The organism is Bacteroidia bacterium (assembly GCA_026932145.1).
In the GTDB taxonomy this organism is placed as follows: domain Bacteria; phylum Bacteroidota; class Bacteroidia; order J057; family JAIXKT01; genus JAIXKT01.
Genome location: JAIXKT010000043.1, coordinates 7,428 through 31,794, shown reverse-complemented (window position 1 = coordinate 31,794; position 24,367 = coordinate 7,428). Strand labels below are relative to the sequence as shown.

At 38.0% G+C, this 24,367-nt stretch carries 21 protein-coding genes; 16 read left to right on the top strand and 5 right to left on the bottom strand.

The annotated features are described in order from the left end of the window. Positions 1–3: 3 nt before the first annotated feature. Both LC115_09610 and LC115_09605 read right to left on the bottom strand, forming a co-directional pair. Positions 4–582 carry a hypothetical protein gene (locus LC115_09610; GenBank protein ID MCZ2356920.1) on the bottom strand — a complete coding sequence of 193 codons (579 nt, stop codon included), beginning with the start codon at positions 580–582 and terminating at the stop codon, positions 4–6. A gap of 177 nt (positions 583–759) precedes the next feature. After that, positions 760–1,776 carry an SPASM domain-containing protein gene (locus LC115_09605; protein ID MCZ2356919.1) on the bottom strand — a complete coding sequence of 339 codons (1,017 nt, stop codon included), beginning with the start codon at positions 1,774–1,776 and terminating at the stop codon, positions 760–762. A gap of 336 nt (positions 1,777–2,112) precedes the next feature. On the opposite strand from LC115_09605, the gene LC115_09600 reads away from it, so the two are divergent. From LC115_09600 to LC115_09570, 7 genes are all read left to right on the top strand, one after another. Next, positions 2,113–2,808 carry a DUF1003 domain-containing protein gene (locus LC115_09600; GenBank protein ID MCZ2356918.1) on the top strand — a complete coding sequence of 232 codons (696 nt, stop codon included), beginning with the start codon at positions 2,113–2,115 and terminating at the stop codon, positions 2,806–2,808. 178 nt (positions 2,809–2,986) lie between these two features. Continuing rightward, positions 2,987–3,559, top strand: a complete 573-nt coding sequence (locus tag LC115_09595; GenBank protein MCZ2356917.1) for a hypothetical protein — start codon at positions 2,987–2,989, stop codon at positions 3,557–3,559. Positions 3,560–3,565: 6 nt separating this feature from the next. Then, entirely contained in the window at positions 3,566–4,339 is a 774-nt protein-coding gene (locus tag LC115_09590; protein MCZ2356916.1) for a glycosyltransferase family 2 protein, read from the top strand. Positions 4,340–4,564: 225 nt separating this feature from the next. Continuing rightward, the gene (lpxD, locus tag LC115_09585; protein MCZ2356915.1) at positions 4,565–5,614 is read left to right on the top strand and encodes a UDP-3-O-(3-hydroxymyristoyl)glucosamine N-acyltransferase; all 1,050 of its coding nucleotides are present in this window, start codon (positions 4,565–4,567) and stop codon (positions 5,612–5,614) included. A gap of 13 nt (positions 5,615–5,627) precedes the next feature. Next, entirely contained in the window at positions 5,628–7,019 is a 1,392-nt protein-coding gene (locus LC115_09580) for a bifunctional UDP-3-O-[3-hydroxymyristoyl] N-acetylglucosamine deacetylase/3-hydroxyacyl-ACP dehydratase (protein ID MCZ2356914.1), read from the top strand. Continuing rightward, the gene (lpxA, locus tag LC115_09575; GenBank protein MCZ2356913.1) at positions 7,016–7,813 is read left to right on the top strand and encodes an acyl-ACP--UDP-N-acetylglucosamine O-acyltransferase; all 798 of its coding nucleotides are present in this window, start codon (positions 7,016–7,018) and stop codon (positions 7,811–7,813) included. The genes LC115_09580 and lpxA overlap by 4 nt, the downstream gene beginning before the upstream one ends. After that, the gene (locus LC115_09570; protein ID MCZ2356912.1) at positions 7,813–8,442 is read left to right on the top strand and encodes an ABC transporter ATP-binding protein; all 630 of its coding nucleotides are present in this window, start codon (positions 7,813–7,815) and stop codon (positions 8,440–8,442) included. Before lpxA ends, LC115_09570 begins: the two co-directional genes overlap by 1 nt. 3 nt (positions 8,443–8,445) lie before the next feature. On the opposite strand, the gene LC115_09565 is transcribed toward LC115_09570, so the two are convergent. Continuing rightward, on the bottom strand, positions 8,446–8,847 hold the full coding sequence (locus LC115_09565; protein MCZ2356911.1) for a hypothetical protein: 402 nt from the start codon (positions 8,845–8,847) through the stop codon (positions 8,446–8,448). Beyond that, entirely contained in the window at positions 8,834–9,577 is a 744-nt protein-coding gene (locus LC115_09560) for an ABC transporter ATP-binding protein (protein MCZ2356910.1), read from the bottom strand. The genes LC115_09565 and LC115_09560 overlap by 14 nt, the downstream gene beginning before the upstream one ends. 253 nt (positions 9,578–9,830) lie before the next feature. Between LC115_09560 and LC115_09555 the strand changes: the two genes are divergently transcribed. From LC115_09555 to lpxB, 3 genes are all read left to right on the top strand, one after another. Then, positions 9,831–11,942 (top strand): PKD domain-containing protein, encoded by a 2,112-nt coding sequence (locus LC115_09555; protein ID MCZ2356909.1) that lies wholly within the window; start codon positions 9,831–9,833, stop codon positions 11,940–11,942. A 79-nt stretch (positions 11,943–12,021) separates the two neighbouring features. Then, on the top strand, positions 12,022–13,302 hold the full coding sequence (hemA, locus tag LC115_09550; GenBank protein ID MCZ2356908.1) for a glutamyl-tRNA reductase: 1,281 nt from the start codon (positions 12,022–12,024) through the stop codon (positions 13,300–13,302). A 2-nt stretch (positions 13,303–13,304) separates the two neighbouring features. Then, entirely contained in the window at positions 13,305–14,426 is a 1,122-nt protein-coding gene (lpxB, locus tag LC115_09545; GenBank protein MCZ2356907.1) for a lipid-A-disaccharide synthase, read from the top strand. Positions 14,427–14,683: 257 nt separating this feature from the next. Here the strand turns inward: lpxB and LC115_09540 are convergent, their stop codons facing one another. Continuing rightward, positions 14,684–15,541, bottom strand: a complete 858-nt coding sequence (locus LC115_09540; GenBank protein ID MCZ2356906.1) for a class I SAM-dependent methyltransferase — start codon at positions 15,539–15,541, stop codon at positions 14,684–14,686. A 401-nt stretch (positions 15,542–15,942) separates the two neighbouring features. Here LC115_09540 and LC115_09535 point away from each other — a divergent pair, with 401 nt between their 5' ends. The 6 genes from LC115_09535 (at position 15,943) to LC115_09510 (ending at position 24,334) form a co-directional block, all read left to right on the top strand. Next, positions 15,943–17,235: a NupC/NupG family nucleoside CNT transporter gene (locus LC115_09535; GenBank protein MCZ2356905.1), complete on the top strand. Its 1,293-nt coding sequence runs from the start codon at positions 15,943–15,945 to the stop codon at positions 17,233–17,235. Between the two features lie 11 nt (positions 17,236–17,246). Beyond that, positions 17,247–19,574 (top strand): FG-GAP-like repeat-containing protein, encoded by a 2,328-nt coding sequence (locus LC115_09530; protein ID MCZ2356904.1) that lies wholly within the window; start codon positions 17,247–17,249, stop codon positions 19,572–19,574. A 22-nt stretch (positions 19,575–19,596) separates the two neighbouring features. Continuing rightward, on the top strand, positions 19,597–20,715 hold the full coding sequence (locus LC115_09525; protein MCZ2356903.1) for a glycosyltransferase family 4 protein: 1,119 nt from the start codon (positions 19,597–19,599) through the stop codon (positions 20,713–20,715). A gap of 183 nt (positions 20,716–20,898) precedes the next feature. Beyond that, on the top strand, positions 20,899–22,746 hold the full coding sequence (gene thiC / locus LC115_09520; GenBank protein ID MCZ2356902.1) for a phosphomethylpyrimidine synthase ThiC: 1,848 nt from the start codon (positions 20,899–20,901) through the stop codon (positions 22,744–22,746). Beyond that, on the top strand, positions 22,743–23,225 hold the full coding sequence (paaJ, locus tag LC115_09515; GenBank protein ID MCZ2356901.1) for a phenylacetate-CoA oxygenase subunit PaaJ: 483 nt from the start codon (positions 22,743–22,745) through the stop codon (positions 23,223–23,225). Before thiC ends, paaJ begins: the two co-directional genes overlap by 4 nt. An 89-nt stretch (positions 23,226–23,314) precedes the next feature. After that, positions 23,315–24,334 carry a pyridoxal phosphate-dependent aminotransferase family protein gene (locus tag LC115_09510; GenBank protein MCZ2356900.1) on the top strand — a complete coding sequence of 340 codons (1,020 nt, stop codon included), beginning with the start codon at positions 23,315–23,317 and terminating at the stop codon, positions 24,332–24,334. Positions 24,335–24,367 lie beyond the last annotated feature (33 nt).

Here is a 24,367-nt window from a genome sequence, read left to right as displayed (position 1 = left end):
AAATTAAGATTCTTCCTGTTCTTTATTTATACATGCCTCTAACTCGCTTAGTTCTATAAACTGTTGGTCTCTAAATTTTTCTAATTTGCTGTAATTGTAGGTAACTTCATCGTATTCAGCTACAAAGTCAAGCCACCATTTGGGTATTTCGTCTTTGATAGATTCATAAATTTTGGTGGCTTTGCGATTAAAATCGTCTGTAACTCGATGCGCCATCGGGCAATTTTTATGGTCAAGAAAAATTTTAATTTCTTGTTGTGAAGCACTGATTAAAACCGGATAAAGCATACAACGAATTGGTTTAGAATTGGTTTCCTCGAGTTCACAACGATAATTGGTATCTAAAAATGGGCAAATACCTACTTTTAGCAGGTAAATGTCATTATTTTTATATTTAACAATATTGCAATATTGTTCGGCAAATTTAGATAGACTTAGGTTCAGTTTATTGGCTACATATTCAGCTTCACCTGGTAAAAACAAGGTGATTTCGTTTTTTTCACATGAACCTCCACATAGAACACATAGGTCTAACATCATTCCGTCAAAACTGTTATGAATAGTTTCAAAGTCAATCGCCATAGTTAATTGGATTTAAAAGTTATTAATAGGCAGAGAAAGTTTGCCTTTGCGTTATTCACATAACGCTGAGCAAACTCTCACCACCAAAAACAAAGTTAGCTAAAAAAGGGAACTACGACAGGATTTGTAGAGATATATTCCTAAAAAGCCAATAGTGCTGCTTTAAGATGTAATCAGCTATTCAAAAACCTTAGTTCCTTCGGTGCAGTTTTGGCACATAGGGATATTTTTTCTGCCGGATAAAATAGTTCTTCTAAATGATAGATAGTTTTCATTACGCCAAATTTCCTGAATTGTTTTTTGTGGGAAATTTCCCATTAGATAGGCAGCGTCTTTATCAAAGCAGCAGGGGAGTATTTTTCCATCCCAAGTAACCTCCATGCCTTGCCAGAGCCTCCAGCATTGGTTTTCTAACCTATTTTTGATTTGGTATTTTCCATTGGGTAGTTTTCGGTAGCGGCTGTATTTTTCTTGGGTTGGGATGAGGGCGTTACCATTTTCATAGTCATAAATTTGAGCCGTTTTAATCAAGACGGCATCTACATTTAGCTTTTTGCCAAGATTATGTACAGCGTCAATTTCATGTTCATTGGTTCTGAAAACGATGAATTGGAGTAGGATATAAGGAGTTTTTGATTTAAGTTTTTGTTTCCACGCGATTACATTTTGGATACCGGTTAGCACTTTTTCGAGGTTTCCACCGATTCTATATTTTTGGTATGTTTCTTGGGTCAGGCCGTCAAGGGAGATAATCAGGCGGTGCAATCCACTTTCTACAGTTTCACGTGCGCGGGTATCATCCAAAAAATGGCCATTTGTGCTGGTGGTAGTAATGATATTTTGGGAAGCAGCATATTTAACGAGGTCTAAGAATTGTGGATTCAAATAGGGTTCTCCTTGAAAGTACAGTAGCAAATAGCATAGATTTGGGTGTACTTCATCAATAAAGCGTTGAAACAAAGCAGGGTCCAGCATACCGCTTGGCCGCGTAAAAGAACGCAGGCCGGAAGGGCATTCCGGACATCTTAAATTGCAAAAATTGGTAGGTTCAATCCCGATAGAGGCAGGATTCCCCAGATGAATAACCCGCTTTAAAACCCTTGAAAGATGAAAAGAAAGAAACAACAGACAATAATTCCACGCCTTCCGGAAAGTAAGGTGAGTAAGGAATAGCTTTAGTTCAAACCAACGCATTAGTTAGACAAAACTACAAGATATTTCTTGTATAAAAATATAATTTTTATAGATATTTGATTTATTGGGTTTCGATTTATCCATTCATTTAAACCCCCGAAATCCGCTAAAAATACTTCGGTAAAGACTTAGGATTAAGTAGTTATTTTCCATAAGCCCAAAGAACTTCTGATAATCAGATAATTAAACAACCCGAAAGGTTTCTATTTGAAATGTTTTTCACTCTTCCCGAAATCCAATCGTGGTTTTTTTGTTTTTACTTTTGCAAAAACGCAAGCTGCTGGTATAAAATACAAACAGCAGACATAAAGTAGATTAGTTGCGCCCAAAACTTTTATGATAAGCTACATCAGCAAAAAAGAAATAAACAAAGGAGAAGAAGTCAGAGCCTTAGATATTAGAGAACCTACCTTTAACTTTATTAAAACCAATCTTCCGGATTTTGATAAAGAACACTATATTTCCCTTGCCGAGCTAAATCATTACAGAAGACTTTATTTGACCTTTTTGATAGAACAAGAAAAAGGTGATTTAGCTGCTATTGATAAAGATGTGATGCAAGCCATCAAAAGTAACTCTATTCTCTCAGAAAACATACAAGAAGAAATTGATGCGAAACTGACGCTTGGCCAGCGAATAGCTGATAAGGTAGCATCATTTGGCGGTAGCTGGTTATTTATCATTTCATTTTTTCTTTTTATTTTAATCTGGATGGTTATAAACATTTGGGCTTTGACGGCAAAAGCCTTTGATCCCTATCCGTTTATTTTGCTTAACCTTGTGCTTTCATGTTTGGCTGCTATTCAAGCTCCCATTATTATGATGAGCCAAAATAGACAAGATCAAAAAGACCGGCAAAGAGCTGAACACAACTATAAAATAAACCTAAAAGCAGAATTAGAAATAGAACTACTAAGTGAAAAAATAGACCATCTTCTGATTCATCAAAACAGAAGACTCTTAGAAATTCAGGAAGTCCAAACAGATTATTTGGATGATTTAATGAAAGAGGTCAAGAAAAACAGGCAATAAATCCCAAAACCCAGTTTTAATTAAATTATCTATCAACAATTCACAACGGAGTAATATTTTGCCGATTGTGAAAAAAAAACGGCTACTTAGCCCCAAATATCTCCAAGATAAACGCTTTCTTAGATGATGCTGCTAATAAGAGAGCATTTGAATTTGTAATTTTGCACCCATAAGCATCATGTCATTACCAAATTCTGTTGAAGAATTGTATCAACAATACATTGGCGAGCGGCAAATAACCTACTTGTCGCAGGCTGAGTTTGAAAAATTACTGCTGATTTTTCCTCCGTTATTAATTACAATGGCAGACGGTTTTGTGGATACAACAGAGATGCTGCATATAAACCGCCTCATCAAAGAAGCCTGCTCCGGAAACACAGCCATCAGTGCAGATGACTTAAAGCAGGAATTCAAATATTTGCTACGAAGTGCCAATAAATGGAAGCCAGCCTTTGTTAATGTCTTAAAACAATACATTCGGCAAAACCAGTATGAAGTAATTGTCATGCACATGATGGTTGCAGCCGCCGGAGTTAGTACCGGAAGCATCAAAAACAACATCTTGTACGGAACAAGCAATCCGCTGTTAAAAATTCCCTTGAACCTATTAGGCGGGCTGATTTCGCCTGATTCCAATAAAACATTCTTTGCTGCCGAAGAAAAAGATGCTATTTTAGAGTTAGCTAAGGATTTAGAAATCATTGATTTGCCGCAAGTGCAGCAACTCTTGACTGACCTAAACGCCTCTTAATCACTGGTGTCATCCGCAAAATTATCGGTTGTTATCATTACCAAAAACGAGGCTCGTAACATAGCACGTTGCCTTGACACGGCCATTCCGGTAGCCGATGAAATTCTGGTCGTAGATTCATTCAGCACAGACAACACTATAGAAATTTGCACCCAATATAAAATTCGATTTGTTCAGACCCAATGGCAAGGCTATACCCAGACCAAAAATTATGCAAATTCATTAGCTCAATATGACTGGATACTATCATTAGATGCAGATGAAGTATTAGATAAATCACTGCAAGATAGTATTTTAGCGGAAAAATCTAACTCCTTTCCGGCAGAAGGATATTCTATCCGGAGGCTACCTTATTATTGTGGAAAGCCCATTTATTATTCCAATTGGAATCCGGATGTTAAGGTTCGGCTTTTTAATAGAACCAAAGCGCAATGGCAGGGAGCTTTTATCCATGAAACAATTGTATTTTCAAAACCCTTAAAACCAGCATTACTTTCTGGGCTTTGCCACCACTTCACGATGCACAGCATTGAAGACCACCTAAATACAATCAATCGCTTCACTACCTTGCAGGCATTGGAGCGAATCAAACAAAACCAAAAAACGACGTGGATAGACTTTACCATAAAGCCTCTATTTGAGTTTTTTAAATCTTATTGGATAAAAAAAGGGTTTTTAGATGGCCGTTACGGACTTATCATCAGTATGATGAACGCATACAGCCGTTTCCTAAGAGCAGCTAAGGTTTATCAACTGCGGAACTCTTCAACGCCTAAGTAAACTATCCAAAGGTCAGTATTTTTATTTTTTATAAAAATACTTTTCAATTCAATAATCTGTTACAAAATGCAGTATTTTTTAGGATAGGAGTTGATTTTTGGTTAAAAAAAAGAAAATAATTCAGATTAGGCTGTAAGCCAAAAGTAAACATTTATTAATTTTGGCCATTTTGGGAGTAGTTGATAATTCAACTATTCTCGGATAGAATTGATAGAATAGATATTCATGAAACTAACGCTTTCACAGATTGCGCAGATAACCGGTGGGATAGTAGAAGGTTCAGATTCGATTGAGGTTTGCCAGTTAGCCAAAATAGAAGAAGCCCAAACAGGTTCCCTAACGTTTTTACATAATCCAAAGTATATTCCTTTTTTATACACAACGCAGGCTTCGGCAATACTTATAAATCGAGATTTCGTCTTAGAAAGATCTGTAGAAACCGCTTTAATTCGTGTTCCCAATGCGTATGCAGCATTTACGCAATTATTACAGTTAACTTCGGAGGATTTAACTGAAAACTTATCCGGCATTGAGCAACCTTGTTATATAGATCCTACTGCTCAAATTGGCCTAAATTGCTATATTGGTGCGTTTAGCTATATCGGGCCAAATGTTGTTATTGGCTCAAACACCCAAATTTATCCGCATACTTATTTGGGACGCGGGGTGCAAATTGGAAACAATACTCGCATACACTCAAACACTACAATTTATCAAAACTGCCATATCGGAAGCCACTGCATCATTCACAGCGGCGTAGTAATTGGTTCTGACGGCTTTGGCTTTGTGCCCAGTGCAAACGGAAGTTTTCAAAAAATCCCCCAAATAGGAATTGTTCTGATAGAAGATAATGTAGAAATCGGTGCAAATACCTGCATAGATAGAGCCACTTTGGGAGAGACCCGAATTAGAAGCGGTGTAAAAATTGATAATTTAGTTCAAATTGCCCATAACGTTGATGTTGGAGAAAATACTGTTATTGCAGCGCAAAGCGGCATTTCCGGCAGCACTAAGTTAGGCAAAAACTGCATGATAGGCGGCCAAGTTGGTATTGTAGGCCACTTAAATATAGCTGACGGAACTCAAGTAGGTGCACAGTCAGGGATTAGCAAATCTATTAAAAACACTGGAAAAGCAATGCGCGGCTCACCAGCCCAAGATATAAAACTCCAGCTTAAAATAGAAGCCCTAATCCGTAACTTACCGGACTTATTTGAGAAAGTTTCCCGCTTAGAAAAATTAGTTCAACTTCAGGAATTAGAAAAAAATCAGTAACCTTGCAGCCAGAATGTACGAGAAGCAACATACTATATCCGGTGAAGTTCAGTTAAGTGGAAAAGGGCTGCATACGGGTGCGCCTGTAACGCTGACTATTTGCCCGGCAGATGAAAATCACGGTATCGTTTTCTGCCGCACAGATATTGCCGAAAACCCAAGCGTTCGGGCTGATATTGAGAACGTTGTTGATTTATCTCGAGGGACGACCATTGCACATGGTGAAGCTAAGGTTCATACCGTAGAGCATATCTTAGCAGCCCTTGCAGGCCTCCAAATAGACAATGCACTTATTCAGTTAGATGGCCCGGAGCCACCAGCCTTAGACGGAAGCTCCCGACTTTTTGTGGACGCTATCCGCCAAAAAACGACCATTATAGAGCAAAAAGCTAACCGTGAGTTCTACGTTATAGACCAACCCGTTCAATATACCGAAGAAGACAGAGGTGTAGATTTAGTTGCATTACCAATGGACGACTTGCGAATTACGGTAATGGTTGATTATGACTCAAAAGTACTTGGCCCACAGCACGCAACCCTCATACACATAGAAGACTTTGTAGCAGAAATTTCAAATTGCCGTACTTTTTGTTTTTTACATGAATTAGAAGCATTATTAAATGCCGGCCTAATTAAAGGAGGCGATTTAAATAATGCTATTGTGATAGTAGATAAAGAAGTTCCACAAGAGCAATTAGATCATTTAAGTAAATTATTCAACCGCAGCGTAGAAGTAGCTAGTCAAGGAATTTTGAATAACATAGAGTTACGTTTTTCAAATGAGCCGGCACGGCATAAACTACTTGACTTAGTAGGAGACCTAACGTTATTAGGAGCACCCTTAAAAGCTCAAATAATAGCGACTCGCCCGGGGCACGCAGCCAACGTAGCCTTTGCCAAAAAAATTCGTTCGTTAATTAAGCAGAAAAAAATAACCCGAAAGTTTCAGCAAAATCATGTAGAAGGTTTTGTCTTTGATATTCAAGCTATTCAGCGAATATTACCCCACCGTTACCCGTTTTTGCTGATAGACAGAATTTTAAACTTTGATGAAAAAACCATTGAAGGGATTAAAAATGTAACTATCAACGAACCTTTTTTTGAGGGGCACTTTCCCGGAAATCCAATTATGCCCGGTGTATTACAAATGGAAGCAATGGCGCAAGTGGGCGGTATTTTGCTACTGAATATTATTGAATCACCGCAAGATGTGTGGGTGTATTTACAAGGAATTGAAAAAGCTCGGTTTAAACGTCCCATTGTACCCGGCGACCAAGTGCTGTTCAGAATAGAGTTACTTGCCTTGCGTATGGGCATTTGCAAAATGCAAGGAAAAGCTTTTGTTGACGGTAAAGTAGTTTGTGAGGCAGAGTTAACAGCCGGAATAATCAGAAAAACACCATGATACCGACACAGCATCCACAAACATCATATATCCACCCAAGTGCAGAAATTGGGCAAAATGTTACGATTGAACCATTTGTCGTAATTCATGAAGACGTTATCATCGGTGATAATACATGGATAGGATCTCATGTAGTAATTTATAGCGGTACCCGAATCGGGCAAAACTGTAAAATATATCCCGGAGCTGTCATTGGCGCAAACCCCCAAGACTTAAAATATCAAGGAGAATATACCACTACCGAGATCGGAAATAATACTACTATCCGAGAATGTGTAACTATTAACAAAGGAACTTCTGCTAATGGCAAAACGGTTGTGGGAAGTAATGTTCTGTTAATGGCTTATGTACATATTGCTCACGATTGTATCATCGGAAATAATGTAATTTTAGCTAATGCTGTTAATTTTGCAGGGCATATAGAGGTCGGTGATTTTGCCGTAGTTGGCGGGATGTGCGCGGCACACCAATTTACGCACATTGGCCAGCATGTAATGATTTCAGGTGGGTCTTTGATTCGTAAAGATGTTCCGCCATTTGTTCGGGCAGGAAGAGAGCCAATTCGTTTTGAAGGCATAAATACAGTCGGCCTTAAAAGACGTACCGTTAGCACTGAAACAATAAAACAACTTCAAGAAATATACAAGATACTGTATATGAGCGGATTAAATGTTTCTCAGGCAGTTAATTTACTTTCTGAGTGGCCTCAAACTCCAGAGCTTATAAGTATTACAGATTTCATTAACCAATCTAAGCGCGGGATTATGAAGTCTTATTATGGCCCGTCATACTGATGATAGAAATAGCAGCGCACAATCTGGGATATCAGTACGGATACCGTTGGATACTCAAAGAAAGTGAGTTACAGATTTCAGCAGGAGATACTGTTAGCATCTTAGGAAAAAATGGAGCGGGAAAGTCCACACTACTTCGGTTGTTAGCAGGGGCTTTTACACCAAATTATGGCGATATTTCACTAAAACATGAACATGACGGAATACTTGACCGTTCCTGTTGGTATAGTTACCTGAGTTGGGCAGCACCGGCAATTTTGCCCCCGCCGGATTTAAGTATTCAAGAAGCATTTTCTGTTCATTTTAGCTTGAAGAAGTCTCTCATCCCAACCCAAGAGATTCTTGCAGAAATCAACTTAAATTCCTTTAAAAATCAGGCTATCAGATTCTTATCTTCTGGGCAACTTCAACGATTAAAGATAGCTTTAGCTGTTTTTACTTATTCTGGATATATACTTTTGGATGAACCAAGCACAAATTTAGATACCGAAAACTTTGAATTAATTTGGCATCTGGTTCAGAAATATCAACATAACCGTACTATTCTGATTGCTACAAACGACCCGCGAGAATATGCTTACTCCACAAAGCAATTTGTAATTGAAAATCTTAAAATTTTGCCGAACTAACGTTTAGGTATCAGAATTAAGAGGAGATTGGTTGTTTTTTTTGATTTTTGAATAAAAATAATGGAATAACCAGCCGGGTAGCATCGCTAAAAAATGGCTGACAGTGCCGCTAAGGGCACACATGAAGTAAAAAGAATAATCTATCCGCCAATGTACTTTGTATCCAAACCAACTGCCTATTTTTTTGACGAAGTCTAATAACCAAAGTTCTTTGTTATCATAAAGTAAATCTAATATTGATAGCCAAGCAATACCATCTAACAAAAACACATAAACAAGTATCCCAAAAACGACTTCTAACGCAAAAGCGAATAATAGAATACGTACCCAAGACCACTTAAAACTAAACCCAACAACTAACGGAATTATTATAAAAATAATTTGTAACCAATCAATTAACTTCATAATTAGCAGAGATTGTTGCTTTGGGGTTGGGATTTACTAAGTCGCTTTCAATAGAACCGTCTCTAAGTTTGATGATTCGGTGGGCGTATCGGGCTATATCTTCTTCATGGGTTACCAAGATAACGGTATGTCCTTTTTGAAATAGTTCTTCAAAGAGAGCCATAATTTCGTAGGATGTTTTTGAGTCAAGGTTTCCGGTAGGTTCGTCTGCTAAAATAATAGACGGTTTATTGACGAGTGCGCGGGCAACGGCAACGCGTTGCCGTTGCCCGCCTGAAAGCTCATTAGGTTGGTGCGTTAAGCGGTTTCCTAAGCCTACCCCTTCCAACACATTACGGGCACGGTTTAAACGCTCTTCGCGGCTAACCCCCGCATAAATCAACGGTAAGGCAACGTTTTCTAAGGCCGTCATCCGGGATAATAAATTAAAGGTTTGAAACACAAAACCTATTTCATGGTTTCTGACATTAGCTAACTCTTTGTCAGACATCTGGCTAACATCTGTGCCATTTAGCCAATAACGGCCTGAAGTCGGGGAATCCAAGCAACCTAAAATATTCATTAAAGTAGATTTTCCTGAGCCAGAAGGCCCCATAAACGCTACATATTCATTGATACCAATTTCTAATGAAACGCCCTGCAAAGCCCGAACAACTTCTGAACCCATAACGTACTCTTTCCGAATACTATCTAAGCGAATAACCGCTTTTTGACCTGGCCGGACTTCCATTCTAAGTATAAATTTCCTCAAAAATCGTTAATTCATGTGAAATAGCAAACTTTATTCAGATAAACTTTACCATACTTTGGATAAAAAGTATTCTAATACAATATAAAACTGCTTTTTATCCTGATACTGATTCAGTTATGATGATTTTTTAGGTTATCACATCGGTTGTGAAAAATAGGCTAAAAAGTTAAAACTAAACCCAAAAGTAACCATTAAAGTAGAATTTCGTAAATTTGCGAAAATTATATCATTCATGTTCCGCTTTTTAAGTTTTGTAATTTTATTTTTGTTTAGTTTAAACGTCAGATCTCAGCACCGTTGTAGTTTTGATGAGCTTCATAATCAAGATATTGCAAATAATCCACAGTTATTAGCAGAAGAAAGACGCATAGAGGCGGATTTTGAGCAATTTTACCAAAGTTGGCTATCAAAACAGCGGGCAGATAAAACGGCACTTCCTTCGAGATATATTATCCCCGTTGTTGTGCACGTAATTCATAACAACGGAAATGAAAAGATAGGAGAACCCCAAATAAAGAGCCAAATAGATGCACTAAACAGAGATTTTCGGAAGCAGCCCGGCACACGCGGATTTGGATCAGGCAAAGATGCTCAAATTGAATTTGCATTAGCAACCAAAGACCCAAGTGGAAACCCTCATTCCGGAATCAACTATATCCAAAGTACACTAACAAACCACAAACAGGCTGATGAAGTACAATTAAAATCGTTGGTTACTTGGGATCAAACCAAATACTTGAATATCTGGACGGTAGCCTCTATTGATAATAATGTGTTGGGATATTCCCGAATGCCTACTACTGCCTCAAACCCAAATGACGGTGTGGTAATTAGATCTGGCTGTTTTGGCACTACCGGTGCGTTAATATGGAATAACCGGAATGGGCGTACCGCAACCCATGAAATCGGCCACTATCTGGGTCTAAAACATACCTTTGACCCCAACTCAGGGTGCGGAAATACGACTAACTATAACTGCGCTACCCACGCAGACGGATTCTGTGATACTCCACCGACGTTAGAAGCAAACTTTGGTAACCCTCAAAGGCTAAATAGCTGCGATAACGATAACCCTGACCTCCCAGACCAAACCCGAAATTATATGGATTATGTTGATGATGCCTATATGGATTTATTTACGGAGAGACAGGTCGCCAAAATGACCTATACCTTTGAATCCGGTGCCTTTCCGAATCGTAGGGACCTATTTACCGAAGCAAACCAGCAGGCAACGGGGGTCGGTTCTTATGGCGTTTGCACCGCATTTTTTTGGAGCAATAACCAATATACTTGCGAAAATGTACCCGTTACGTTTGAAGATGCTTCCTTAGGATACCCAAGTACATGGGAATGGACTTTTCCCGGCGGAAATCCGGCTACCTCAAATGACAGAAATCCGGTAGTTACCTACTCCACAGCAGGAGCGTATTCAGTGTCATTGCGCGTTTCTAATTCCGCCGGAGCATCTACTACTGTTTCTCGAAACAACTTCATCACGGTTTCCGGAGCAGCATTAATACCTCCATTTCAGGAAACATTTTCTTCTTCCTTACCTACCGGCTGGGTTATTTTAAACCCTGACGCAGCCTCTACCGAATCATCAAAGGCAGCGTCTTGGATTAGCACAGAAGGAGCCTGCATTAAATTTCCCGGCTATTCTAACCCAAACTACAACCAATTAGAGCCGCTTATCTCGCCCCCAATTGATATGACGGGAACACAAAACCCAATTCTACAGTTTAAATATGCCTATATTCCTTATTTTGACCAAGTTCCAAACCCTACTCAATTTAACGATACACTTATCATTTACGGAGCAGGCGAATGTGGGGCTACCTTAGTTGAATTATACAAAAAAGGCGGGAGCAATCTATCCTCTTTTGCAACCAATCCTATCTCTACGGAATTTAAAAATACAACTCCTACACAATGGAAAGAAGACTCTGTTTCCTTAAAGAGCCTAACCAATCAGGGGAATTTACGGATAATTTTTGCCGTTAAAAATGGATTTGGAAATAATTTATATTTAGATAATATTCAGATAAAAGAAGGTGAAGTAAGTTTCTTAGAACGTAATTTAACCGCAGGAAGCATTAAACTGTATCCAAACCCACTCACAAGCCAAACAAATCTATATTTAGACATACAAAAAAACACTACTTTTCAATGGAAAGTATCGGATGTTGCCGGCAAGACGGTTTTAGCAGCTAAAAACAGTATTTTGTTGCAGCCGGGAAAACATACTATACAGATTCCTGAGTTACTCGACTTACAGCAAGGTATTTTTCTCTTACAAGTTTCTTTATCCGGAGAAACAGCCACAATCAAAATTAATTTAGAATAGTTCTATTTTTGTAATATTGGTTTAATTATAGCTTAATGGCTTTCGGGCAAGTTGTATAGTGTTATAAATTCGCTGCTTAATGGCTTTAGAGAATTTTCGGGTAATTACGTTAAATCACCAAAAAGCACCTGTTTCGGTTCGCGAGCATTTCTCTTTTGTAGAAAGTGAAATACCGGATTTCTTATCCCAAATAGCTGTTTCCCTGGAGATTACGGAGGTTTTGTTGCTAACCACCTGTAACCGAACGGAACTATATTATGTAGCCCCCAAGTCTTTATTTGCCGAAATTTTAGGCTATCTATTTACTTGGAAGGGCATAGAAAACGGTATTGTTTTTCAAGATTATTTTGAGGAGATACCCGGAGGTAACTCTTCTGTACAATATCTTTTTGAAGTTGGGGTAGGGCTTCATTCGAGTATTTTAGGCGATTTACAGATAGGCGGGCAGCTAAAACAAGCCTACCAATTTGCCAGTGATTCTAAAACAGCAGGATCTTTTATTCATCGGTTGCTGCATACCTTTTTTCATATTGGTAAACGGGTTCAGCAAGAAACGTCATGGAGAGACGGCGTTGCCAGCGTTAGCTACGCCAGCGTTGTTTTAATAGAAGAATGTTTGGCGCATATCACCCACCCCAATATCTTAGTAATTGGCTGCGGCGAAATGGGAATAGATGCAGCTAAGTCCATTATATCCAGAGAAATAGGAAAACTTACCATTGCCAATAGAACCCTCTCTAAAGCCCAAAATATATCCCAAGAACTTGGTTGCCAGATAGCAACAATAGAAGAAGCTCTTTTAAACTTATCTCACTATGATGGGATAATTGTAGCTGTAAACACTCCAGAACCAATCTTAAATCTTCGTCATTTTACCTCCCAAAATTTATCTAATGGGCTTGTAGTTATTGACTTAGGCGTTCCCAGATCTGTAAATGCTGAGATTGAAGTAGTTCCACAGGTTTTGCTATATAATCTGGATGAAATTCAGACTAAGGTAGATACTGCTGTAAAAAAACGGATAGCTGCTATTCCAATGGTTCAAGGGATTCTAACTGAGGAGTTGGCAAAAATTAAAACTTGGGAACAAGAATTGGTGATTTCTCCGGTAATTCATCGTCTCAAAGAAACATTTGAAACATTTAGATCTGAAGAATTAAGTCGTTTTGGGAAAAACCAGCCTGCGGAAGTCCAGCAGCTATTAGATGCTTTTTCTAAATCACTTATTCAGAAGCTATTAAAGCATCCGGTTGTGCATTTAAAGTCAGCGTGTATGCGTGGGGAGCAAGAGCAACTCATGGATGCTATCCGGAGACTATTTGATATTAGCGAGTCTTCGGAAATTACGCTAAACCGTTAATCATGAGGTTATACCTTATTGCCGGAGAGGCTTCCGGAGATTTGCATACGGCAAATTTAGTTCGCGCTCTTTCTACCCAAAAGCCGATGACTACTTTTAGAGGTATGGGAGGAGATAATATGCAACAGGCTGGTGTTCAGTTAGTTGAGCATATAAAAAACACAAACTTCATGGGCTTTGTTGAAGTCGTTAAAAACTTACCCATGATATTGAGCCTCTTTACGAAGATAAAAACAGATATTCTTTCTTTTAAGCCGGACGCAGTGATTTTGGTAGATTATCCGGGTTTCAATTTACGAATGGCTAAATGGTTGCACCAGCATAAAATTCGTGTTTTTTACTACATTTCACCACAACTGTGGGCTTGGAAAAAAGGAAGAGTCAAAATAATTCAGCAATTTGTGGAACATCTGTATGTTATACTGCCTTTTGAACAAGCATTTTATAAGCAATTTAACGTAAATACCACCTTTGTTGGCCATCCACTCTTGGATGTGATTCCCCAAGATTTTCCGGACCAGGATAGCATTAAGAAGGCGTTAAATATTCCGCTGAATAAGAAGATACTTGCCTTACTACCGGGTAGCCGCAAGCAGGAGATTCAGGCGATGTTACCCACAATGCTAAAAGCTGCTAAACAACGCCCTGAATACTTAGTGATTGTGGCAGCAGCTCCTAACCAACCGGTTATGTGGTATCAAAAAATGATTAACCAGTATAATCACAGAGCATTGGTTCTGGCTGACCAAACATACAAGATTTTATCTATAGCAGACTATGCCTTTGTTACCTCCGGAACAGCAACTTTGGAAACAGCTCTCTTTCAAGTTCCTGAAATCGTTTGTTATAAAGGGATGTGGCTTTCTTATCAAATAGCTAAAATACTGGTAAAGGTTCCCTTTATTTCCTTAGTAAATCTTATTTTAGAAAAAGAAGTTGTTAAAGAATTAATACAGCAAGATTTTTCGGAAGATGGTTTATTAAGAGAGTTAAGTATTTTAGAATCAGATGATAAGAGAGAATCTATGTTGGCTCAATATTTACAGTTACGGAAAGTTTTGGGCACACAGGGTGTTTCTAATGCCCTTGCAGCAGATATGTTAAGCCGCTTATCTCGCTCCTGATGAGGTCGGTTTTTTAAAAACTGAAAGTTGTGGTTCAGAAAGCATAAAAGATATGGTTTCGTTGGTGAATCATTATTGCAATCAGGGTATTATGGTTTTCTTGTTTCTTGGAAAAGTAAGCGGCACATAACCATTCATTGTATTCAGAGATTAGGAACAAAAATCTTATAGGTAGCTATCTATAAGATTTTTAGTGGTATTTTTTGGCGTTTTTTTCTAAAAAAAACTTTTGTTTATAGTGTCTATTGTATGTATAGTTATTTTTTTTTACCGATGTAAATAAAAATATTTCCTGCCTTATTACTAAATAGTTTACTTGATTTTATTGAAATTAGAGCAATTACGCTTTTAAAAAAAGATCCTATTGAAGTAAAATTAACATTATTAGGAAAAGGCCATGCGGTTTCCTTTGTAATAAAAGTCAATTTCTCGAAATTATTTTTTTGAAATATTTCTAATTGGTTATTATAATTTGTAAAAGTAATATGGTAAGGTGGGTGGCTTGCTGTTGTTTGGGTGAAAGTTTTCTTAAAAAGAAAATATATTTTACGAATAATTTGAGCAATTGAAAAATTCTCCTCCATAGGCCCTAAAACTACTAAAATGCCATTTAATTTTAATTTTAAACTCTGAATAAGTTCATTTGGATTTATTATATGTTCTAAAACATTATTTAATATGATTATATCAAACTTTTCATCAATATCATTGAACTCATTTATTTCATAAAATGGAGTTGAAGGAATATTTTTCTTTAACACGTTAATATTTTCGCTATTGTACTCGACACCTGAAACATTGAAGCCCAAATTTTTTGCTTGATACAACAAATCACCATTCCCACATCCATAATCCAATAATTTTTTGGTATCATCACTTGTATATGATTTAATTAATATAAATAAATCATCATACTGAGAATTGCTGATTTTATTAAATTCACCTTGATAAGTAGGTGGATACATTGCTGCATAATCATTTTCGTTTGGAAAAGGATAAACATAAATTAATTCACAATCTAAACATTTAAGATAATCGAATTTTTTTTTGTTAAAAATAGTGCTTGGCTTATATGAATTTATATTTTTTTTACTTAGGCAGTAAGGACAAATCATGTCTTTTATTTGTTTTTGTATTTTGAATAAGTTAAAAAATGAATACCCGCAAATATAACAGTTTTTGGCTGCGGTTCAGAAAGTATGAAAACTATAATTTTGTTGGTGTATCATTATTGCAATCATGGTATTATGGTTTTCTTGTTTCTTGGAAAAGTAAATGGCACATAAGTAATTCTGAACCACATCCTTTTTCTGCCCATTTTTGGATATTTTGGTGATCCGGAAATGAGGGCAAGTAACCGTTATTTTGACTTCAGGCATAAATGATAGAGCTACCCCTTATTGCCGAAAATCTCATCATGCTTTCTGAACTACAACCAAGCTAATTTATAGATTTTTTTTAAAAAAATAATATTTTTTTTAGCTTTTTATTAGAGATAAAAAAGTTACTTTGCGCAATGGAAAACATCGTTCGGGGCCTTTTTGGGATACTCTTTTTAGTTGGTTTAGGGTGGTTATTGAGCACAAATCGGCGCTCGATAAATTGGCGAGCGGTACTTATCGGAATTGGGTTACAACTTGTTTTTGGTTTATTGGTACTTAAAGTACCGTTGGTACGTGTAGGATTTGATTTTGTCAGTTCTTTTATTGTAGCGATTTTAGACTTCACTTATCAGGGAAGTTTGTTTGTTTTTGGGAGCTTAGTAGATAAGTCTAAGACGGATACACTTGGTTTTATTTTTGCTTTTCGGGTGTTACCTACTATTATCTTTTTTTCTGCCTTAACGAGTGTGTTGTTTTATTTTGGGATACTGCAAAAAATAGTTTACGCTTTTGCTTGGGTGATGGCCAAAACGATGGGGCTTTCGGGAGCAGAGAGTTTGTCGGCTGCGGCAAATGTGTTTATGGGGCAAACAGAAGCACCTTTGTTGGTTAAGCCGTATATCGAAAAGATGACAAACTCAGAGCTATTGTGCCTGATGATTGGTGGGATGGCTACAATAGCTGGGGGTGTAATGGCTGCTTATGTGGGCTTTTTGGGCGGAAACGACCCAGTACAGCAGCAGCTATTTGCTACTCACTTACTTACAGCTTCTATTATGAATGCTCCGGCAGCCGTTGTGGCCTCTAAATTACTACTCCCCGAAACCGAAGTGATAGACACTAACCTCCAAATAGCCTCCGAAAAAGTTGGCTCTACTGCCTTAGAAGCACTCACCATCGGAACCAGCGAAGGTCTAAAATTAGCCGTAAATGTAGGAGCTATGTTGATTTCATTCATCGCCTTAATCGCAATGATTAACTACATTTTAGGAGATATTATTGGGAGTTTTACTGGCCTCAATAGTTGGATAGCCGATTCCACTGATGGCCATTTTGCTAAATTATCTTTACAATATGTATTGGGGCAAATTTGCAGACCCATCGCCTTTATCGTCGGTGTAGATTGGAAAGATTCACTGACCATAGGTAGCCTATTAGGTGAGAAAACAGCTATTAATGAATTTGTTGCCTATATCAGCTTGTCTAAAATTCCAGAAGGTGTTATCAGTTTTAAGTCAAAATTAATGGCAACTTATATGCTGTGCGGTTTTGCAAACCTAAGTTCTATTGCTATTCAGATTGGCGGTATCGGCAGCTTAGCACCGAATAGGCGGGGGGATTTATCTCGTTTTGGATTTCGTGCATTACTCGGTGGTGTATTAGCATGCCTATTAACCGGCTCAGTAGCAGGTATGTTTGTGGGATAAAAACACTGTTTATGAAACCAATTTATTTAGCGGCAATTAGTTTTTTTGTCATTAACCAGATTGGTTTTAGTGCTTGGGCGCAATTAGTAAACCTTTTTGGTACTGATAGTGTAGTTCAGATTCCACAGACTATTTTTTTGCCTAAAAACACTCTCTCTTCGGGAAAAGAAAACTGGGGAGTTGCTCTAATAGATATAGATAATGATAGCGACTTAGATATTGTAAGCTCCTCACAATTAGATAATAACATTAATGTTCACCTAAATGACGGAAAGGGTAATTTTTCTCCCAAAAAAAGTTATGTAACCGGCTTGAACCCTCGGTCAATAGCTACTGGAGATTTTAACAAAGATGGAAAAATAGACATTGCAACGGTATCTATCAAAGATGGAAACCTAAATTGGCACATTCAGCAGCCTGACGGTGGCTTTTATATCAAAAAAAATACCTATACCGGCGTTTTTCCACACTGGGTCGAAGCAGCAGATATTAATAATGACGGAAAAACAGACCTAATAACCGTAACTAATGCTGATAATAATATCAACATTCATCTAAACGATGGAACGGGGAATTTTGGAAAACCAATTAACATCAAAACAGCCACGAATCCTCGCGTAGTGAAATTTGCAGATATTAATAATGACGGCAAGTTAGACCTGATAGTTGGCTCTGATGGTGATAATATCAGCATTCATCTATCATTAGCAGCTTCACCGCAGATATATCAGCCTAAAATTTCTATTCCTTCGGGAAAGGCTATATGGGGGCTTGGTATAGCTGACTTAAATAGAGATGGGAAGCCGGACATCGTTGCAGCTTCTTATTTTGATGCCAAAATTTGCATTCATCTAAATAACGGACACAATCGCTTTGAACCAGCTCGGATGGAAACCTCCGGAGAGTTTAACTTTGATTTAGTATTAGGCGACTTTGATGCCGATGGAGATATTGATGTAGTTACCGCATCAACCCGAGATGGCTGCTTAAACATTCATCTAAATGACGGAAAAGGCAATTTAAGCCCCAAAAGTTGTCTTAAATCCGGCGACTGGAATAGTAGAGTGGTAGCAGGAGACATAGACGGAGATAAAGACTTAGATGTCATAAGTGCCTCTATCAAAGATGATAACATAAATATCCATAAAAATACATCATTAGATCCGGAAAAGCCAATAGAATTTATCCTTTTGGAGGGCTCTATCATGGATAAAAAAACGAATACTCCTCTATCCGGAAAAATAACCATAGAAACAGCTAATAATACACTTATCACCGAAAACGATATAGACACTACCGGAGGTTTTAAGTTTGTGATACCCAATGATTCTTTAAGGATTAAAGTTTGGGTTCCCGGCTATCCCCGATATGTAGAATCTTTTTTTTCTTCAAACCCAACTGATAAAGAAGGAGTTTTGAAAAATATCTATTTAGAAAAAATATCAGAAACCACTATTTGTGGTAGAGTTATGGAAGGAAAAACACACCAACCTATCCCTAACGCAGTTTTATATCTACAAAATTTTAAAAAACAGTTGATAGACTCCTTTTTTACAGATGAAAACGGGGAGTATCAAATCCAGCTCTTGCTCGCTAATAATTATAGACTAACCGCTGTAGCAGATTCCTATAACGGAAAAACAGCCCAATTTTCAGTAACAATTACACATATTTCTATTGGGTTAGAGCCTGATTTTGAACTAATTAAGACAGAGTCTAAAACAATTGTATGCTTAGAAGGTTTCATAAAAGACGAAATAACCGGAAATCCTTTGGGGGCAGCTACCGTAAAAGTTCACGACCTAAATGGAAATATCCTCAAAGAAACGACCGGAGACACAAAAGGATATTATAAACTCTGCCTTCCTTTTGGCCATTACCTCATTGCCATAACCCGAAAAGACTATTTCTTTAAAACAGACAGCTTGATACTGAACCAAAATCAGGTATATCAAATTATCCAATATGATGTACCGATGAAAAAAATCGAGACTAACAAAGGCATTGTAGTAAAAAGTTTTTTTTTTGATATAGATAAAGCATCTTTGCGGGTGGAATCTGTATCGGAATTTGAACGATTGCTTTCTATGTTGCAGGAAAACCCAACTATTAAAATTGAAATAGCTAACCATACCGATAGTGACGGGGCAGATGAGTTTAATATGCGTTTATCCCAAGCTCGTGCCCAAACGATAGTAGATTGGCTTTTAGATGCAAAAATCTCACCAGAAAGACTTTCTGCCAAAGGATACGGAGAAACAAGACCCATCGCACCAAACGATACACCGGAAAATAAACAGAAAAACTGCCGAACAGAAATTCAAGTTATCAGTAATTAAACACTATTCATAAATTATAGCATTGAAATCCATCCGAATTGATTATTGCATATCTCTCATTGACAAATCTTTAGGATTTGAATGGCTTGCTAAATATTTAGATAGAGCGCAGTTTGATGCTAACTTTATCTTATATCAACAGGGAGAAAGTCAGCTATCTGAATACCTACGAAAAGCCGGATATTCAGTTACTATAATTCCGTATCGCACTAAACAGGACTTACCGCCAGCCTTTTTTAAGACATTTTTTCTTTGGCTTAAAAAAAGGCCACAAATAGTTCACTGTCATTTATTTGAAGCCTCTGTAATAGGAATATTGGTATCCTGGGTGTTACAAATCCCTAAGCGAATATATACCCGGCATCATGGAACATTACACCACCAGTACTATCCACATGCTGTTCGTTATGATAAGATTGTTAATTCACTATCTACCAAAATAGTCGCTATTTCTGCATCCGTTCAAGAAATTCTGACAGACCGGGAACAAGTACCTGCTCATAAAGTTGTAATTGTTCCGCATGGTTTTGAGTTAGAAACCTTTAGTCAAATAGATACCTCAAAAATTCAATACCTTCGGGAAAAATACCAATTAACGGTACAAAACCCAATTATCGGCGTAATATCACGATTTACACATTGGAAAGGAATTCAGTATATAATTCCCGCATTCTCTAAGTTATTACTTGATTTTCCGAATGCGAAATTAGTGTTGGCAAATGCTCAGGGAGACTATGAAGCTGAAATCACACAGTTATTAGCAGCGTTACCTGCCCAAAGCTATGTTTGCATCCCATTTGAACCGGAGGTGGGTTCACTATATCACTGCTTTGACGTTTTTGTGCATACGCCAATAGACCCTTACTGTGAAGCATTTGGGCAAGTATATATTGAAGCAATGCTGGCAAAAATTCCGATGGTCGTTACCCCCTCCGGAATTGCGCTGAACTTATTAAACCACCAAGAACATGCATGGGTTGTGCCTTATCAAGACACTACCGCCGTCTATGAAGGAATAAAAGCTATTTTAGAGCAACCAGACCTGCGAAATAAACTTGTAGAAAACTCATATACCCTTGCAATACAGCAGTTTAAGGTGCAAATGATGTTAGAAAGATTGGAAAAACTGTATTTATCCTAAAAACTATTCCCATTTCTCAGAATCCCCTTTTTTAGAGAAAAAATATTAATAATTTATTATCAATAAGTTATAATTAAAAATTTAATTTATTGATAGTATATATCTATTTCCGAACTATTTTTAGCCGGCTAATCTTAAAAGTAAACTAATAACTAACGATTTTTGTATTCATTACATAGATTTATGGAAAAAGAACAAATTGCTTTGAATCAGGAAGTTACAAAAGGATCATTTCCAGCTTCTGAAAAAATATACGTCCGTGGAGATATTCATGACATTACAGTGGCTATGCGCCAGATACATATTTCTGACGGTGTTGCCCGAAAGGGAGCCACTCCAAGCCTCCCCATAACGGTTTATGATACAAGCGGCCCCTATACAGACCCAAGCAAGGCTATCAATATTTTAGAAGGCTTAGAACCTTTAAGAGCCCCCTGGATTTTAAAACGTGGGAATATAGACACCTTATCAAACTATTCTTCAGAATATAGCCGCAAACTTGCCCAGAGTAATAATTCTTTCAAAAAACACGCTGTTCTTCGAAAAAAAAACGGCTCAGAAATAACGCAAATGTACTTTGCTAAGCAAGGAATCATTACAGAAGAAATGGAGTATGTAGCCATTCGAGAAAATCAGCAACTTGAACTGTATCAAGATTATATGGCTCAACAGCACCCAGGTTATAGCTGGGGAGCAAATACACCCAAAAATAAAATCACCCCAGAGTTTGTTCGGAGCGAAATAGCAGCAGGACGCGCCATTATCCCAGCTAACATTAACCACCCAGAAATAGAACCCATGATTATTGGCCGCAATTTTTTGATAAAGATTAATGCCAATATTGGAAACTCTGCCATATCTTCCTCCATTGCCGAAGAAGTTGAAAAAATGGTATGGGCAATTCGCTGGGGCGCAGATACCGTCATGGATTTATCTACCGGAAAAAATATCCATGAAACTCGTGAGTGGATTATTCGCAACTCCCCCGTCCCAATAGGTACTGTGCCGATTTATCAAGCTCTCGAAAAAGTGGGCGGAAAAGCCGAAGACCTTACTTGGGAACTATTTAGAGATACTTTGATTGAGCAAGCAGAACAAGGCGTAGATTACTTTACAATTCATGCCGGTGTGCGCTTAGCCTACGTACCATTAACGGCCAAAAGACTAACAGGCATCGTTTCACGAGGCGGGTCAATCATGGCAAAATGGTGCTTAGCACATCATCAAGAAAGTTTTTTATACACCCGTTTTCCTGAAATATGCGAAATCATGGCAGCCTACGATATTAGTTTTTCGTTAGGAGACGGATTACGCCCGGGATCAATAGCAGATGCTAATGACGCAGCACAATTTGCCGAGTTAGAAACCTTAGGGGAACTCACCCAAATAGCTTGGAAGCAAAACGTCCAAGTAATGATTGAAGGGCCGGGACATATTCCAATGCACTTGATACAAGAAAACATGACCAAACAGTTATCTACTTGCGGGGAAGCACCTTTTTACACACTTGGTCCCTTAACTACTGACATTGCCCCGGGTTATGACCACATTACCTCCGCAATCGGTGCCGCTATGATTGGCTGGTATGGCTGCGCTATGCTTTGTTATGTAACCCCCAAAGAACACTTAGGGCTACCCAATAAACGAGACGTTAAAGATGGCGTTATTACCTATAAAATTGCAGCACACGCCGCCGATTTAGCCAAAGGCCATCCAGGCGCACAAATACGAGACAACGCCCTAAGCCATGCCCGATTTGAATTTAGGTGGCAAGACCAATTCAACTTATCACTTGACCCAGATACCGCCAAAGAATACCACGACGAAACCTTACCTCACGAAAACGCCAAAACAGCTCACTTCTGCTCTATGTGCGGACCACAATTCTGCTCCATGAAAATAACCCAAGAAGTAAGAGATTATGCCGAAAAAAATAAACTAAACGAATCAGACGTAATTAATCAAGGACTTCAAGAAAAAGCAAAAGAATTTCAGGAGTCGGGTAACCAACTGTATTTAAAACAAGAATGAACTATACCGAAAACGAAGTTAAATTATGGCTCAATGAGGTAAAAGACCCCGAGATTCCAACAATATCCATTGTGGATTTAGGAATGTTAGAACAAATAACGATTTCACCGGATTCAGTAATTGTTGAGATAATACCCACTTTTTCCGGATGCCCTGCATTGCGGTATATTCAAGACGAAGTATTTTCGTGTTTAACAAATCACGGCATTAAAGAACCTATCGTTTTGATGAACCGCACCAAATCTTGGAGCACTGACCGGATTACAGCACAAGGCAGAAGCCAGTTATTAGCCTTCGGAATTTCTCCCCCTCCGGAAACACACAGCAGCTTGTTAGAATCAGACCTGCAAAATGCTATTTGCCCCAAATGCCACTCATTGGATACACAATTGATAGTTCCCTTTGGGCCTACTCTCTGCCGAGCTATTCACCGATGCAACAACTGTTTAGAAACCTTTGAACAATTTAAGCCTTTGTAAACCATGCCAATTCCAGAGCGGTTTAAACAACAGTTAGACGACTTTCAAAAAAAAAAAGATTTAGGCAACCCGTAGTTTTAAAACAAGGTATAGATTTTTGCTCCAATGACTATCTGGGGATAGCAAAAATCCCTTTTCAGGAAAATTATACCGGCAGTACCGGTGCCAGACTTATATCCGGTAATTCTATTCATCACGATATACTGGAGCAAGTTTGCGCCGAATTTTGGAATACCCATAAGGCAATGCTATTTAACTCCGGATTTGATGCCAATTTAGCAGTTTTTGGAACGCTCCCCAATAAGGAATCTATCGTTTTTATTGATGAACACATTCATGCTTCTGTAAGAACCGGCTTACGAATAGCTGGTTGTCAATATTTTAAATTCAAACACAATGATTTTAACCACCTCAAAGAATTGCTTAACCTTTGGGCAGAGCCAAACGTAGAGTGCTGGGTCGGAATCGAAGGAACATATTCTATGGATGGCGATATACCCGACGCAGAGGCACTAAAACAGTTAAAAGAACAATATGATTTTCAATTAATTGTAGATGAGGCACATAGTTGGGGGCTTTTGGGAGAATCCGGCAAAGGTTGGTCAAGTCAGTTTGAAGTAGAAAATTTATGTGCCATACGGGTTTTTCCTTTCGGGAAAACGCTTGGATTATTTGGTGCAGCCATAGCCGGAGATGAATACCTGATTTCTTTTTTGCAAAATTGTGCTCCCAGCTTTATCTTCTCAACGGCGTTACCCGAAGCGTGGGCAAAACACGCCCTTAGAAATCTGGACTTACTCAAAAATGCTCAAGAAGAGCGAAATAAACTTAATCAGCTAATTCAAGAGACACAGAACCTATTTGAAATCAATAGTTTGCCAGTTACACAAACTGCTATTCAGGCCGTTTTTGTACAAGGAAATGAAAATGTTTTGAATCTTGCTAACTATCTCAGAACCTCCGGCATTAATGCTTTAGGAATTCGATATCCAACTGTTCCATTGGGGAAAGAAAGAATACGAATTATTTTGCATAGTTACAACTCAATAGACGATGTTAAGATTCTGATTGAATTGATAAATAATTTTTTATACGATAGTGAAAAATAAACAAGACCAATATTTTGCATATTGGATTTTTTA